General features: G+C 30.7%; 13 protein-coding genes. All 13 read left to right on the top strand.

The genetic code is table 11. From position 1 onward, the window contains the following. Positions 1–13: 13 nt before the first annotated feature. Positions 14–475, top strand: a complete 462-nt coding sequence (locus tag KTF99_RS02740; protein ID WP_009008688.1) for a prolyl-tRNA synthetase associated domain-containing protein — start codon at positions 14–16, stop codon at positions 473–475. 156 nt (positions 476–631) lie between these two features. Next, positions 632–3,868, top strand: a complete 3,237-nt coding sequence (locus KTF99_RS02735; RefSeq protein WP_217215434.1) for a DEAD/DEAH box helicase — start codon at positions 632–634, stop codon at positions 3,866–3,868. A 287-nt stretch (positions 3,869–4,155) separates the two neighbouring features. Then, a complete protein-coding gene (locus KTF99_RS02730; protein WP_008792211.1) occupies positions 4,156–4,812 on the top strand; it encodes a DNA-3-methyladenine glycosylase family protein in 657 nt (218 codons plus the stop codon). Positions 4,813–4,859: 47 nt separating this feature from the next. After that, positions 4,860–5,591: a MurR/RpiR family transcriptional regulator gene (locus tag KTF99_RS02725; RefSeq protein ID WP_009299523.1), complete on the top strand. Its 732-nt coding sequence runs from the start codon at positions 4,860–4,862 to the stop codon at positions 5,589–5,591. A gap of 146 nt (positions 5,592–5,737) precedes the next feature. Further along, positions 5,738–7,624, top strand: a complete 1,887-nt coding sequence (mngA, locus tag KTF99_RS02720; RefSeq protein WP_009299524.1) for a PTS 2-O-a-mannosyl-D-glycerate transporter subunit IIABC — start codon at positions 5,738–5,740, stop codon at positions 7,622–7,624. Positions 7,625–7,634: 10 nt separating this feature from the next. Then, a complete protein-coding gene (gene mngB / locus KTF99_RS02715) occupies positions 7,635–10,202 on the top strand; it encodes a mannosylglycerate hydrolase (protein ID WP_003538813.1) in 2,568 nt (855 codons plus the stop codon). Positions 10,203–10,306: 104 nt separating this feature from the next. Further along, positions 10,307–11,557, top strand: coding sequence for an alkyl sulfatase dimerization domain-containing protein (locus KTF99_RS02710; RefSeq protein ID WP_029481734.1), 1,251 nt, complete (start codon positions 10,307–10,309; stop codon positions 11,555–11,557). Between the two features lie 14 nt (positions 11,558–11,571). Beyond that, positions 11,572–12,477 carry an NAD-dependent epimerase/dehydratase family protein gene (locus KTF99_RS02705; RefSeq protein WP_003538811.1) on the top strand — a complete coding sequence of 302 codons (906 nt, stop codon included), beginning with the start codon at positions 11,572–11,574 and terminating at the stop codon, positions 12,475–12,477. Positions 12,478–12,515: 38 nt separating this feature from the next. Further along, on the top strand, positions 12,516–12,845 hold the full coding sequence (locus KTF99_RS02700; protein ID WP_029481732.1) for a hypothetical protein: 330 nt from the start codon (positions 12,516–12,518) through the stop codon (positions 12,843–12,845). A 216-nt stretch (positions 12,846–13,061) separates the two neighbouring features. Next, positions 13,062–13,502: a GNAT family N-acetyltransferase gene (locus KTF99_RS02695; protein ID WP_003538809.1), complete on the top strand. Its 441-nt coding sequence runs from the start codon at positions 13,062–13,064 to the stop codon at positions 13,500–13,502. A gap of 33 nt (positions 13,503–13,535) precedes the next feature. Next, the gene (locus KTF99_RS02690) at positions 13,536–14,705 is read left to right on the top strand and encodes a GGDEF domain-containing protein (protein WP_003538808.1); all 1,170 of its coding nucleotides are present in this window, start codon (positions 13,536–13,538) and stop codon (positions 14,703–14,705) included. Between the two features lie 398 nt (positions 14,706–15,103). Beyond that, positions 15,104–15,949 carry an aldo/keto reductase gene (locus KTF99_RS02685; protein WP_008792203.1) on the top strand — a complete coding sequence of 282 codons (846 nt, stop codon included), beginning with the start codon at positions 15,104–15,106 and terminating at the stop codon, positions 15,947–15,949. An 80-nt stretch (positions 15,950–16,029) separates the two neighbouring features. Further along, positions 16,030–16,875 (top strand): aldo/keto reductase, encoded by an 846-nt coding sequence (locus KTF99_RS02680; RefSeq protein WP_003538806.1) that lies wholly within the window; start codon positions 16,030–16,032, stop codon positions 16,873–16,875. Positions 16,876–16,887: the final 12 nt, after the last annotated feature.

Genomic DNA, 16,887 nt, shown 5'->3' with positions numbered 1-16,887 from the left:
AGAGGAGTTAACAATGGATATATATAAATTTTTAACACAGTTGGGTATTGATTATCAAAAAATTAATCACCAATCAGTTAGCACTGTTGAAGAAGCAATGTTTATTAATGAGCAAATTGATGGAGTAGCATGTAAAAATCTATTTTTAAAAAGTAGTGATAAACAATTCTTCATTTATATGATGACGGTTGAAAAGCGTGCTGACTTGAAATATATAGCTAAACAAATTGGTAGTAAGCGGCTAAGCTTTGCTAGTGATGAAGAACTTGTAGAATTGTTAAAGTTAATTCCAGGATCAGTGACACCATTAGGAATAATTAATGATAATAAGCGAGTAAAAATATTGATTGATCGTGAATTAAGAGCACAACGATTATTAATTCACCCAAATATTAATACAGCAACAATATCAATTACCTATGATGATTTGTTATTGTTTATTAATGCTTGTGGAAATGAGTATTTAATTATTTAAAAATTTGATTATGGCAGTAATAAGAAATTTATTGAAATAAATACTTGCTGCAAGATTACATCTTTATAACTCTATGTATTTAGTTTAGTCATAATACTAATGAATATTATTCGATATATGCTATAATTTTAAAGAAAATTAGGAGGTGACTGGTAAGTGCTTGTAACTGACAAAGAATTACATAGAATCGTAAGCAGTGTTAGAAATCTAAGAACAGGACGAATATATTATCAAAAAGATTATGTTAGAGAAATCACAATTACTTATGATCGACTTTTTGATGATTATACAATTGAAGGCATTGTTGATAATGGTAGTTATGAAAATGTGTGTAAAATCGTTATTGATCAAGATAATAAGATTACTGACTATAGTTGTAATTGTTATTGGTGTGATGAACTCTCGGCTTGCGGTCATATTGGGGCTGTTTTGCTGAAGGTTCAAGAGTTATCACCTGATGATTTTCCATTTAAATATAAAAGTAAAAATGGTAAGATAAGTTATTTCGACAAGTTAGTACAAATTCGTCAGCAGCAGGAAGAAGAACTGCTAAAAAATGAATTAGCAGTAACAAAAAACCTAATAGCATCATTTAAGACTGCTAAAGCAATTGATTTTAATCAGGTTAAACTAAATCAAAAGTATGATCTTGAAGTCCAGATCAAGATTAATTATGGGCACCCATGTTTAAAATTCAAAGTAGGAAGTGATAAAAAGTATATAATAAAAAATATTCCTAATTTTTTAAGTGCATTAGCAAATAATGAATATGTTGAATATGGTAAACAATTAGCGTTTGTTCATAATCAAAAAGTATTTAGTGATGAAGCACTGAAGATTATTGAATTAATGAAATTTTGTATGATCACTTATGAGCGGTATCAACAGGAATATTATTACGATATATCGCATGTGACAAATGAGATAAAGATTATTCCCGAAAGTATTGAATATATCTATGAAGTATTAAAAGATTTAGAAAAAACTAATCAACATTTATCAATTTATCAATATAATTATCAGCCTACTTTACATATAAGGAAACTTGAAAAATATTATTCGCTTGAATTAAAGGATTTTGATGAATTTTGTGGTTATAAAAATCTTTATAAGATTACTGAAAATGAAATAGGTATGGTTAAGCTGGACGATGAAGGAAAGGCAATCAAATTTATTCATAATTGCGAAAGTAAAGACAAATTATTATTAGCAAAAGAAGATGTAAATGACTTTGTTAAATATATTTTAAATGATATTAAGCAATATTTTAATTATACTGGGGACTTATTAACAAGTGAAGTTATCGAAACAGAAATATTGACACTCTATGGCGATATTAATGAATTGGAACAAATCAAAGTTTATCTTGAAAGTAAACAAGGCCTAGAAACGATTTATTCATTTCAACAGCCGAGAAAGCAAACATCAATTAATTTTGATTTAATTGAAGATTATTTAAAAGAGATTGGTGATGTAGTTGATTTTGAAAAACATTGTATGTATTTGAATTTAGAAAGTGAAAAAACTTACTCCTTTTTAAATGAAGGTTTGCCTTTTTTAGCTAATTATTGTGAAGTGATGGTTAGTGATGCACTTAAAAAGATTGGGAAGAAAAGTCAATTTAGTATTACTGTAGGAGTGACTTTAGAAAATGACTTATTGGCAATTGACATTGAAAGTATTGATATTCCTAAAGATGAATTAGCGTTAGTCTTAAACTCATATCAAAAGAAGAAGAAATTTCATCGGTTAAAAAATGGTCAACTATTATATCTTGATTCTGATGAGCTGGAAGAATTAAATGAATTTATGACTGATTATCAAATTAGACCAAAGATGCTTGAGGATGGACATTTAGAAATGGATGTCTATCGGGCTTCTAGTCTTGATAATAAAGCCGAAACAAGCAATTATTTAGTATATGATCGTAGTACCGTATTTAAAGAAATTATTGATAATTTTAAAAATATAGCTAAACAGAGTTATCCCTTAGCGCCTAATTATCAAGAAATTTTACGCGATTATCAGAAATTTGGATATCAATGGCTTCAATCAATTAGTTCTTATGGCTTTGGAGGAATTTTGGCCGATGATATGGGGCTTGGGAAAACCTTACAAATGATTGTTTTACTGGATCAAAATCGGGATGATAAAAAAACTAGTTTAGTTGTTTGTCCATCATCATTGCTATTGAATTGGCAAGATGAGATACATAAATTTTCTAATTCTTTATCTTGTACTTGTATTCACGGCAGTCTAAAACGACGAAAAGAAGCAATTAGAAAATTTAATGAGGTTGATGTGCTAATTACTACTTATGATTATATGCGTCGTGATGCTAATCTTTATGATGGTTATCAATTTGAAAATATTATTTTGGATGAAGCGCAATATATTAAAAATCCTAAAACTAAGAATGCGATAACAGTAAAATCGTTAAAAGCTAAACATCGTTTTGCTTTAACCGGAACTCCTATAGAAAATTCTTTGGCGGAGTTATGGTCAATTTTTGATTTTTTAATGCCAGAGTATTTGTATAGCTATCATTATTTCAAAACTAATTATGAAACACCGATTGTTAAAAATCATGATGAAAACAAACAGCAGGAACTAAAAAAATTAATTACACCATTTATCTTAAGACGTAATAAAAAAGATGTATTGACTGAATTACCGGAGAAGATTGAAAAAACATTATCAATTGAATTTAATGAAGAAGAAAATAAGTTGTATTTAGCTAATTTAATTCAGGTCAATAAAGAACTGCAAGAACAGCTTAATTATGATAATGTAGATCGTATTGCTATTTTAGCAATGTTGACAAGATTAAGACAAATTTGTTGTGAACCACGGATAATATATGATAATATTTCGAATATTTCATCAAAATTATCGGGATGTCTTGATTTAATCCGAAATTTCCTGGGAAATAATCAAAAAGTGCTATTATTTTCTTCTTTTACTTCCGTGCTTGATTTAATTGCTAAAGAATTGGAGAAAGAAAGTATTACTTATTATCAATTAACAGGTGATACAAAAAAAGAAGAACGTCATCGATTAGTTAATCAATTTCAAAATGATGATACAACAGTATTTTTGATTTCATTAAAAGCTGGGGGAACAGGATTGAATTTGACTGCTGCTGAAGCAGTTATTCATTTTGATCCTTGGTGGAATATGTCAGCACAAAATCAGGCGACTGATCGTGCTTATCGAATCGGGCAAGAAAATGTTGTAACGGTTTATAAATTGGTAATGAAGGATAGTGTTGAAGAAAAGATCTTAGAACTGCAAAATAAAAAGAAAAACTTAGCTGATAGTTTTGTGGAAAATAATGAAGGTAGTATAACAACAATGTCTACTAATGACATTATTGAGTTATTTAAAGTATAAATGAAATACTCTAGTAAAAACTTACTAGAGTATTTTTATCGTTGTGCTTTATTAGATAATTATGAACTAACAATTTATAATCATAAGAATAAAAGCGGTAATATAAACTATTTGATTACGTAAGGAAACATGCTTGATTTATATAATATTTCATTTATTTACAAAGTTTAGTACTTCAAGTATACTTGAAATTAATAAAGCTAATCAATATAGTCAAAAAAGTTATTTGATTGTTTTAAAATGATGGTATTGTAACTATGCGATAAGATTATAGGTTGGAGTATATAATGGAATATTTTGAATATAGCGATATTGAAATTGAATATTTGAAAAGTAGGGATCCTGTTTTAAAACAAGTAATCGAGCAGATTGGTATAATTAAACGTGCGGTAATACCTGATTTATTTGCAGCTTTAGTTAATTCGATTGTTGGTCAACAAATTTCTACTAAAGCCCATCAAACAATTTGGCAGAGAATCAACAATTCTTTTAGTCCGATTACCCCAGCAAATTTTAAATCACTTTCAGCTGAGGAATTACAAAAATGTGGCATTACGATGAAAAAAGCACATTATATCAAAGAAATAACGAGACGGATCATTAGTGATCAATTGGATTTGGAGCGATTAGCTGATCTATCAAATGAAGAGGTTATAGAACAGCTTTGTGAGTTACCTGGAATCGGGAGATGGACAGCAGAGATGATTTTAACATTTTCATTACAACGTAAAGATATAATTAGTTATAGCGATTTAGCAATTTTACGGGGAATGCGCATGGTCTATCATCATCGGCGAATTACACCTCAACTATTCACTAAATATAAACGTCGCTATGGACCATATGCAACAATTGCCAGTTTGTATTTATGGGCAGTTGCTGCGGGAGCAATTCCAGAATTGAAAGATTATGCACCGAAATCAAAAAATAATGTTAGAATATAAGTTATATTGAGAGAGTTGATATTTATCTTGTCATGGAGGATAATATAATGAAATTTGAAGAACGGGTCTTACAACAAGAGTTTACACTAAACGATACAGATGATCTAATTGTTGATTATATTCGTAAAAATAAAGCAAATTTGGAACATTTATCAATTCAAAAGGTAGCCGAAGATCTTTATCTTGTTCCCAACTCAATCATGCGTCTTTGTAAAAAGTTAGGGTATAAAGGCTTTGCAGAGATGAAATTTTTAGTTAATAACGAAGTATCAGAAAATTTAGATATTCAAAAATTATTATCAAAGAATTTGTATAAATCAATGGAACTAATTAATTATAAAACGTTAGAAGAAGTTGCCGCTAAGATCAAGAATGCCCGAACATGTCACTTTATTGGTGTCGGTGAGTCATTATATTTTTGTGAAATGATGGTCGATAATTTGCGATGTTATGATTATCGAGCTGAATATTATCAAACTTATCGTGAAATTGAATATCGAATCAAGCATTGTGAAGAAAAAGATATTTTGTTTGTAATTAGTGCAAGTGGTGAGAATGGTCGTTTGAATAATTGGGTAGAAGAAGCAAAACAGAATGGAATTTTTGTTATTTCGGTTACCCATTTTAATGAAAATCGATTGGCTGGTTTAGCACATATTCCATTATATTATTGGGGTGATGAACAAAAATTGAATGGCTATAATGTTGCAGATCGAACAGGGATGATGATGCTGCTTCGAGAGTTGACAGAGGTATTTTGGAGGATGTACTGTGTATAAATACACGGTACATCCATTTTTTATTTAAAAATAAGTGTATGATTTTCCAAATTGAAAAGGGTTACAAAATAATATGCTATGATATTTTTGTAATCAGGGAAAGACATGTCGGTGATTAATAAAATTAAAAGAAGAGGGCAGAAGAAATGGAATTATCTAAATTAACAAGTGAGCAGCTTATTACTTTAAATAGTGATTTGTCATCAAAAGATGAAATAATTAAATTCTTAGTTTCTAAATTATATCAGGCAGGAAAAATTAGTAATGAGGAAGATTTTTATCAAGCAGTATTAGAACGTGAAAGCTTAACATCAACAGGGATTGATAATGGTCTGGCCATTCCTCATGGAAAAGATGGAGTAGTTAGAGAAGCAGCTTTTGCGGTTGTAACTTTAAAGAAACCTGTGAAGGATTGGGAAAGTGTTGTTGAAGGTAACAAAGTACAATATGTTTTTTTACTTGCAATTCCCCAAAATGATAAGAATTCGGTTCAAATGCAATTATTAGCAGAAATGATGACGAAGATGGCTAATCATACATATACAGAAAAATTATATGCTTCTAAAACAGTAAAAGAATTTTATCAAAATCTGGATAATGGGGTTAATAGTGATGAAATAAAATCCTTTGATCGCTCAATCGTTGCGGTTACTGCGTGTGCCGCTGGTATTGCCCATACTTACATGGCAGCAGAAGCATTAACAAAAGCTGGGCAAGAGTTGGGAGTAAATGTATATGTAGAAAAGCAGGGGGCTAATGGAATTGAAGATCGTCATACTAATGAGATGTTAAAAAATGCAAGTGCAGCTATTTTTGCTGTCGATGTAGCGGTTAAAGAGGAGGAACGTTTTAGTCATTTACCAACGATTAAAACAAAAGTATCTGCACCATTAAAGGATGCTAAAAAGATTATCGAAACAGCGTTAGTTAAAGCAGAACAAACTGCTCGTGGTGAGTATGTAGAACATTCACGACATCAAGAAGCCGGATTTTTAGAAACAGTTAAAGAAGCGGTTATGACAGGAATTAGTCATGTTATTCCATTGATCGTGGCTGGCGGAATGATTGCAGCAATTTGTGTAATCTTTGCAAGAACCTTTGGTTTTACAGATTTGATGAATACCGAAGGAAGTTGGCTTTATTTGATCAAATCAATGGGAAGTGGATTGTTAGGAACCTTGATGGTACCGGTATTATCAGCTTATATGGCTTATTCAATCGGGGATAAACCAGCTTTAGCTTCAGGGTTTGCGGCTGGATTTTGTGCTAATACCGTTGGCGGTGGATTCTTACTCGGGATGCTTGGTGGGATCATTGCTGGGTATTCAATACGCTATTTAAAGAAATGGATTCCAGCTAAAGGAACATTTGCCGGTTTTGTGAGTTTTGTAATTTATCCTGTATTGTCTTGTTTGATTGTTGGAGTCTTATTGTTAGTCGTATTAGGTAAACCAGTTGCAATGATCAATACAGCATTAGTTGACTTTTTAGGATCAATGGCAGGAACAAATGCTGCTTTACTAGGGGCTGTTTTAGGAATCATGGTTTCTTTTGATTTAGGTGGACCAGTAAATAAAGCTGCATATGCTTTCTGTGTTGCTGCAATGGCGGAAGGAGTTTTAATGCCATATTGTGCTTTTGCTTCAATTAAAATGGTTAGTGCATTTGGGGTGACATTTGCGACAAAGTTTAGAAAAGATTTATTTACACCAGAAGAACGTGAAGTAGGAAATTCAACCTGGCTATTAGGTTTAGCAGGAATCACAGAAGGGGCAATTCCGTTTATGATGGCAGATCCAATTCGTGTAATTATATCCCTATGTACTGGTTCTGCAGTTTGTGGAGCGATTGTAGCGATGTTTAATATTGGTCTTGATGTACCTGGGGCAGGAATATTCTCTATTTTCGTATTAACTGCTGATAATATTCCATTAGCGATGATCGTCTGGTTTGGAGCGGCAGTAATTGGAGCGATTATTTCAGCGGTGCTACTTGTAATTACTCGAAAACAGAAATTAGCTAAGGCAAAATAGGAGGAATAGCATGGCAAATCAAGTACACATTGTCCCCCATATGCATTGGGATCGTGAGTGGTATTTTTCAGCCGAAGAATCAAAGTTATTATTACTAAACAATATGGAAGAAATATTAGAAATGTTAGAAAATAATGAGGATTATCCTTATTATGTTCTCGATGGACAAACAGCTGTACTTGAGGATTATCTAGCATTAAAACCAAAAAATTTATCACGAATAGTTAATTTAGTGAAAAAAGGTAAATTAATTATTGGGCCTTGGTACACTCAAACTGATGAGATGGTTGTAGGTGGAGAGTCGATTGTTCGTAATTTATTATACGGTCATAAAGATAGTCAGACTTTTGGAGAACCTATGAATATTGGTTATTTACCAGATTCATTTGGTCAGTCAGGCCAAATGCCAATGATTTTAAACGGTTTTGGAATTACAAGAAGCATATTCTGGCGGGGAACGAGTGAGCGAATGGGTTCAAATAAGACAGAGTTTTATTGGACTAGTGACGATGGTTCAAAAGTCTTAACTCAACTATTACCACTTGGTTATGCAATTGGAAAATATTTACCCACAGATCTTGATGAATTAAAAAAACGTTGTGATAAATATATGCCAGTGTTACAAAAAGGAGCAACTAGTGAACATATATTAATTCCTAATGGTCACGACCAAATGCCATTACAAAAAAATATATTTGATGTCATTGAGCAGTTAAAAAGACTTTATCCAGATAAAAACTTCTTTTTAAGTAACTATGATCAGATATTTAAAGAATTAGAGAAAAAAGATAACTATGATATCCTTCATGGTGAACTGCTGGATGGTAAATATATGCGTGTACATCGTTCGATTTTTTCATCACGGGCAGATATCAAAACAATGAATACCGTAATTGAAAATAAAATTACCAATCTGCTAGAGCCATTGGCTTCCATTGCTTTTAAATTAGGGTTTGAGTATTTTGATGGGATGATGGAATCGATATGGAAAGAGATAATGAAAAATCATGCCCATGATTCAATTGGATGTTGTTGTAGTGATAAAGTACATCAAGAAATAAGCAGCCGTTTTACGATTGCTAATGAGAAAGTAGAGCGAATGATTGACTTTTATAAACGAAAGATTACTGATGCAATGCCTAAAGATATTGCGCTTGATAAACTAACGGTCTTTAATTTACTCCCTTATCCAAGAAATCGAGTGGTTCGCAGTGAAGTTATCACGAGAATGAAAAGTTTTAAAATTGTTACTAGTGAGGGTCATGAAATAGATTATCAAGTTATTAATAAAGAAATCATTGATGCTGGGTTAATTGATCGTCAGATTGTTCATTATGGGAATTATGATCCATTTATAAAATATACAATTGAATTTAAAGATAATTTTCCTGCGATGGGATATCAGGCTTATTTAATTCAAGAAGCAGTAGAGCCAAAAGAAATTTTATTAGATAAAGTGGACTTTCTGGAAAATGAATACTATCAGATTAAAATTAATAGTAATGGAACTTTAAAAATATATGATTTAGTTAATGATCATACTTATGATTCCGTTTTATTGATTGAAGATGGTAGTGATGAGGGTGATGGTTATGATTATTCACCATTATTGGAAGATTATATCATAACTTCTAAAGATGCTAAGGCAGATTATCAAATCAATAGATCCAGGTATTCTACTACAGCTCATATAATTGTCGAAATGAAAGTACCAAAAGATTTAACAAGTCGTAAACAAAAGAAATGTGATACAAGTTTAAAAATTGAATTTCAAATAGAATTAAAACAAGGGGAACGAAATCTTGACATTACAACTAATATTGATAATACAGCTAAAGATCATCGACTTAGAGTACTTCTTCCAACTGATATTTGGGCTCAGGCCTCAGTTAGTGATAATCAGTTTGGGATAATTGAACGCCCAGTAAAAGATATGGCGATAGAATCATGGCAAGAAGATAATTGGAGCGAGCGGCCAGATAGTATTTATCCAATGCTTAGTTACGTTGCAATCAAGGGTTGTCCATTAGCTTTACTCACTAATTCAGTTAGAGAATATGAAGTAATTGGGGATAATTATAATACCCTGGCAATTACGTTATTTCGATCAGTTGGCTATTTAGGTAAAGAAGAATTAGTTCGGCGTCCGGGACGACCATCAGGAATTAAGATGCCTACACCAGATTCACAATTATTAAAACCATTAGAGTTTAGATTTGCGCTTGTTATTGAAAATGATCACGCTAAATTATCACGTTTAGCTAAAGATTATTTAACGCCATTAATTAGTTATAATAAAATGCCGTACAATGCGATGAAGTTAAATGAGGTTGATTTTAACACTCCATATACTTTCTCTCTGCTTCATGAAAATAATGAACTTACTACACTAAGTGTTTTAAAAAAGGCAGAATCTTCAAATAAATTAATTTATCGAACTTTTAATACTAATAATAAAGAGGTTTTAATTTCTTTAAATCATGATCTTAAAGATTTTGTTGATTTAAAAGAAGAGATAGTTAAGACTAATAATAAACTAAAAAAGAATCAAGTAAAGTCATTTATTTTAGATGATTAAATAAAACCGTAGTCCAAATGACTACGGTTTTGACAGTTACCTAAAGGTGCCTACTATTAAAAGACTAGATAATCAATATAATGATATATAAGGAGGAATAAGCAATGTTAGGTGAAGAAAAGTTAATTAATTTTACGAAAACAAACTATCAAAAGAAAATTACTAAAGTTAATGAACGGGTATATCATTTTTTGGGCTATGGACATAGTAATGCAATTGCGATTATTGGGGAAACTTCAATTATATTAATTGATACTCTTGATTCTGATTATCGTGCAAAAGTGATGAAAGATGAACTAGCGAAAATTAGTGATAAACCGGTTAAAACAATTATTTATACTCATGGACATCCTGATCATTTAGGAGGAGCAGGTACTTTTCGGGATACAGTTGTAGAAGTAATAGCATTTAAACCTCGAAAACCAATTTTAAAATACTACGATAGAATTAGTAAACTACTAAATCAACGAGGGATTTATCAGCATGGTTATGGATTAACAGATCAGGAAGCGATTAGTCAAGGAATTGGAATCCGTGAAGGAAAAGAAATTAAAGAAGGAAAATATGATTTTATAAAACCGACGACATATTATGAGCAAAAAGTGGTTGAACGAGTAATTGATGGAATTAAATTAAAGATGGTTAGTGCTGTAGGTGAAGCAGATGATGAAATCTATGTTTGGTTAGAAGATGATCAGATAATGTGTTGTGGAGATAATTATTATGGATGCTGGCCTAATCTTTATGCAATAAGAGGAACCATGTATCGCGATGTTGCGACATGGATTGATACTTTAAATGAGATTTTAAATTATCCAGCTGTTGCATTATTACCAGGACATACACGAGTTTTATGGCAAAATGAGATTAAAGCAATAGTGGGAACTTTTAGGAATGCCATCGAGGATATTTTATTTAAAACATTAGATTGTATGAATCAGGGAATGTCTTTGGAAGAAACTGTTAAAAATGTTAAATTAGCACCAATATATCAGGATAAAGAATATTTAGGTGAGTATTATGGTACTGTAGAATGGTCAGTGAAAAGTATTTATAATGGTTATGTAGGATGGTTTGATGGGGATCCTGTGAAGTTATTGCCACATCCAACTGAGGCTTATAATCAGGCGGTACTTGCTTTAATTGGTGATAATGATAAACTAATATCAGCTATTAAAAATTATATGGCACAAGAAGATTATCAAATGGCATTGCAATTAATTGAGTTATTGATGGTGCAAGATAATTCATTACAAATTATAGAACTGAAAAAACGAGCCTTATTGATGCGGGCTAAACAAGTGACATCTGCTAATGCTCGTCATTATTTAATTGCATGTGCTAAATCATTATAAAGTAAGGAGAGAATATGACAAAAAAGATTTTGGTAACTGGAGGAACAGTTTTTGTAAGTAAATTTGTTGCAACTTATTTTAAAAATCATGATTATGATGTTTATGTTTTGAATCGTGGAAATCGAAAACAGATTGAAGGAGTAAAATTAATTAAAGGTGATCGACATCATTTAGGAAATTTGTTAAAGGGATATGATTTTGATGTGGTTTTTGATGTTACTGCTTATACTAAACAAGATGTCAAAGATTTGTTAGAAGGTCTAAATGGGGTCAAAGATTATATTTTGATTAGTTCCAGTGCTGTTTATCCGGAAAGTTTATCACAACCGTTCAAAGAGGAGCAGAAGGTTGGAAGAAATTCTATCTGGGGAGATTATGGAAGTAATAAAATTGAAGCTGAAAACTATTTACTAAGTCATATTCCTCAAGCATATATTTTAAGGCCACCATATTTATATGGACCAATGCAAAATGTTTATCGCGAACCTTTTGTGTTTGAATGTGCATTAAAGAAACGTTCTTTCTATTTACCTAATGATGGTAAAATGTTATTACAGTTTTTTCATGTTGAAGATCTATGCAAGTTAATGGAAACCATTATTAAAAAGCACCCTCATGATCATATCATGAATGTTGGAAATAGCGAAATTGTTGATATAAATAAATTTGTTGAGTTATGTTATCAAGTTGTAGGAGTACCGCTAAATAAAGTATATGTAACTAAGCATGATAATCAACGTGATTATTTTAGTTTTCATAACTATAATTATGTTCTTGATGTAACTAAGCAAAATCAGCTGTTGCCAAGTCAAAAAAGTCTTTTCGAAGGATTAGAGGAATCATATCAGTGGTACCTTGATCATCCAGATGAAGTTGTTAAGAAAAATTATATAGAGTTTATTGATCAAGAGCTTATTTAAAATAATCTTAAATTTTATATCTAGGAGAATAATGTAGTATGTGGATTATCTTTGGAAGCTTGAGTATTATCTGTACTTTGATGAGCTGTCTGTCTATATTTAAAAGTCAAGAGAAGCTGAGGGCTTATTGGTTTTCGATTTTAGGACTTGTTTTTACCGTGCTTACTCTTTTAGCAGGGTATCAATTAGTAAGTAATTGGGTAAAGCATGAAGATTGGTCAGCATTATTGGATGTAGTACCGTCAATGTTTACAATTCTTACAATATATGTAATTACGATGTTGACTGCAAATATTATTGCACTTATATTAATAAGAGGTAAATCAAAAAATACAAATGATAACTTAATGAAAAAAGATAGTTATTGATTAAATAACTATCTTTTTTATGTGATTATAGTAAAATAAAGTAAATAATAACTATTTATATATTGAAAGAAATAATGATAAATCATTTTAACAAATGTTGGAATTGAAAAGATTATGAAAAAATATATTAAACGTGTAGTTGCTATGGGTGTTTAAAAAATTTATAATGCAGTATATTTATTTAAAGGATTTCTTTGAGTAATAAAGGAGGAGCTAATGGAAATAAAAAGAGTATTTGAACGAGACGAACAGTTAATTAGTTCACTTGTTACTGTTTGGGAAAGTTCGATTAGAGCAACTCATGATTTTTTTAGTGAAACTAATATTCGAGAAATAAAAAAGTATGTTTTTCAAGCAATTGAAGAAATTCCAATTTTAGTAGTTGCTGTTGATAATAAAGAAACATTGGCTTTTATGGGGATTGCTGAGGATAAATTAGAGATGTTATTTATTACAGCACAACGTCGAGGACAAGGTATTGGTAGGAATTTATTAGAGATAGGAATAAATGATTATGAGATCACTGAAGTCTGTGTAAATGAGCAAAATCCTCAAGCTCTAGCTTTTTATGAATATATGGGGTTTACTATTTATCGGCGAAGTGAATTAGATGAACAAGGGAATCCATTTCCAATTTTGTTCTTACATCGTCAATAAGAATTATAAATAGATATTTAGAAAGGACAAATTATGAAGTTGTTGTCATTAACTGAAAAGATAAAGCTAACTAAACAGCAAGAACTTGAATTTATTGATGTTCTCGAAGATGATATTAAGAAGTATTTTAGGATCCCGATATTTTTTATTATGTTATTTCAAATCTATAATATGGTCTATGTAAGTGTTTATACGGATTTTACCTATTATACCAAGTCAAGTAAGATTTATATGCTTTTATACACACTCATGTTTATCATCTGTGTCTTAGGGTTGATTTTATTGCATAAAAAGAATGTTAAAAAGGGTTTATTGTTGAAAGTTCAAAATTACTATATTGTTTTTTTAATCATGTGGTCGCTAGCAGTAACGATATATGATAATCGTGTTTCTAATAACATTAGTGTGCATATTATTACAATGTTGAGTATTGCTATTCTTGTTTATTTACCGCCAAAATTATTTGTTCCTCTGTATTTGTTCTCTGATATTATTTTGATTACTGGAATTGAATTAGTGAAACATGGTGAACCATTGGGGAGTCATTATAGTATTTATGTTAATAGTACCTGGTTAACGATTATGGCTCTATTTGTTGGATATTATCATTATCAATCAATGCGACAAACTTTTTTAAATCAGAGTATTATTCTAGAAAAAAATAGGATGATTGAAGAAAAAAGTGCGGAATTAGATTTTATTGCCCATCATGATTCTTTAACGGGGCTTCAAAATCGACGTTATTTAGCTAATTGTTTAAATAATATTTATTTAGAGAGTCGCGATAGTCAGCTTAAAACAGGTGTTTTTATAATTGATATCGATGATTTTAAATCTTATAATGATACTTTTGGGCACATTAAAGGTGATGAATGTCTAAAGAGAGTTTCTAATGCTTTAAATTTATGTTTGAGTGAAGGGTTTTTGATTCGTTATGGTGGAGAAGAATTTGTTTATTTATTAAAAAATACAGATTTAGAAGAAATGCAAAGAATTGGTACAGAACTTTGTCATACTGTTGAACGTCTGCATTTATTAATGCCAAATACTTCAAGTCGTGAATATTTAACTGTAAGTATTGGTGGGGCAATAGGTGTTTTAAATGGAGAAGAAAGTTGGCAAGCAGTTTTAGAGCAGGCGGATCAAGCCTTATATAAAGCTAAAAATACTAATAAAAATAAATGTATATGTGCAGTCGAGTAATATATTTTATAGTTGGGTTATAGATTTGTTTATTAAAAATAGTTTTATGATTGGATAGGAGGTTTGAAAGAGACCTCTTTTTTTATTTAGTGATATTTTAAATTAATAACATTAAGTTTTTATTGACTTATAGTTAACTCTAAGATTTATACTATGTTTAAAGATAAATAAGGTGAGATGGAAATTTTAATTATTTAAAAAACCATATTTAACTTTTTATTCTTATCGATACAAGTGCATAATTTATAGTGCACTGTTAATCAGATAAAGATTTTTAGTATATAAACTAAATATATTTAAATGTAAAAGATTATGATTGAATCTTGAATTTAAAAATCAAATTATTAAAACAAGATTATTGAGACTAAAAATATATGGCTAGAATAGGGGGAAAAATAATGGAATATATAACTTTAAATAATGGTGTAAAAATGCCCATGGCAGGATTTGGAGTTTTCCAAATCAAGGATAAAGAAGAATGTGTAAGGGTTGTCCTGGAGGCAATTGAAACTGGGTATCGTTTAATTGATACAGCACAGTCTTATGGTAATGAAGAAGCTGTAGGAGAAGCAATCTTAAAAACTAATGTACCTCGAGAAGAGTTGTTTGTTACAACAAAAGTCTGGATTACAAACTATGGCTATGAAAAAGCTAAGGCATCGGTGGAGGAATCTTTAGAAAAGATGAAACTCGATTATATTGACCTAGTATTATTGCATCAGCCTTTTAAAGATTATCATGGTGCTTATCGGGCTTTAGTTGATTTATACAAAGAAGGAAAAATTAAAGCGGTTGGTGTATCTAATTTTTATCCGGACCGTTTAGTAGATTTATGTTTAGATACAGATGTTGTTCCTGCAGTGAATCAGGTGGAAGTAAATCTATTTCATCAACAGAATCAAGCATTAGAATATAATCAAAAATATGGTGTTCAATTAGAAGCATGGGCACCGTTTGCAGAGGGAAAGAAGGGAATCTTCACTAATGAAACATTAATGGAAATTGGTGAAAAATATAACAAATCAGTAGGTCAAGTAATTTTAAGATGGTTAGTCCAAAGAGGAATTGTGCCATTAGCTAAAACGGTGAGAAAAGAAAGAATGTTAGAAAATATTGATATTTTTGATTTTCAATTAAGTGAAGAAGATATGAAAACTATTACAAATATGAATAAAGATACGAGTTCATTTTTCTCTCACTATGATCCAGCAACTGTTGAGATGATCTGTGGTTTAAAAAGATAAATTATTAAAGCAAGATGAAAGCTAGATAGCTTTATAGTGAACTAGTCAGAATCTACAATATACTAGGAGGTAAAATATTAATGAGAATAATTGAATTGAGTAATGGTGTGAAGATGCCGATCATTGGTTTTGGAACAATTGGACAGTTTGGTAAACAAGTAGAAGATAATGTTTCTTTTGCTTTACAAAATGGGTATCGTTTGATCGATACAGCTAATCGCTATACTAATGAAAAAAGTGTAGGTAGAGGTATTAGTAAAAGTGGATTGGATAGAAAAGAAATTTTTATTGAGACAAAATTAGCTCCGACGTTTTATGAAAAAAGTAATGCTGTTGAGCAAACATTAGAACGGTTGGGAGTTGAATATATTGATCTGATGCTGTTGCATCACCCTTTAAATAATTATATTGCGGGTTATCAAATGATGGAAAAAGCTTATAAGGAGGGGAAAATCAAAGCACTAGGGTTATCTAATTTTAAGGTTGAACAAATTCAAGAAATTTTGGATATTTGTGAAATTAAACCAGTAGTAATGCAAATTGAATGTCATCCTTATTATCCGGCTGAAAAGGTAAAAGATTTTTGTTTTGAAAATGGGATTATTCTACAATCATGGTATCCTTTAGGGCATGGTAGTAATGAATTGTTAAATGAACCGTTATTTAAAGCATTAGCAATTAAATATCATAAGACAACGTCTCAAATTATTTTGAAATGGCACACGCAAATGGGGTTTAGTGCAGTACCGGGAAGTAGAAGTGCTAATCACATTTTAGAAAATATCGAGTTATTTGATTTTGTACTAACAAATGAAGAAATGTATGAAATAGCAAAACTAAATAAACATTGTCCATTTTATCAAATAACTGAAAAATCACAGCATATACTGGCAACAACAATTCCAGATGTTGACGGTGAGGAATAATAAGGGGGATAA

The organism is Erysipelatoclostridium sp. MSK.7.34 (assembly GCF_019041935.1).
Lineage (GTDB): Bacteria > Bacillota_I > Bacilli_A > Erysipelotrichales > Coprobacillaceae > Thomasclavelia > Thomasclavelia ramosa.
This window is presented reverse-complemented; position numbering and strand designations above follow the sequence as displayed.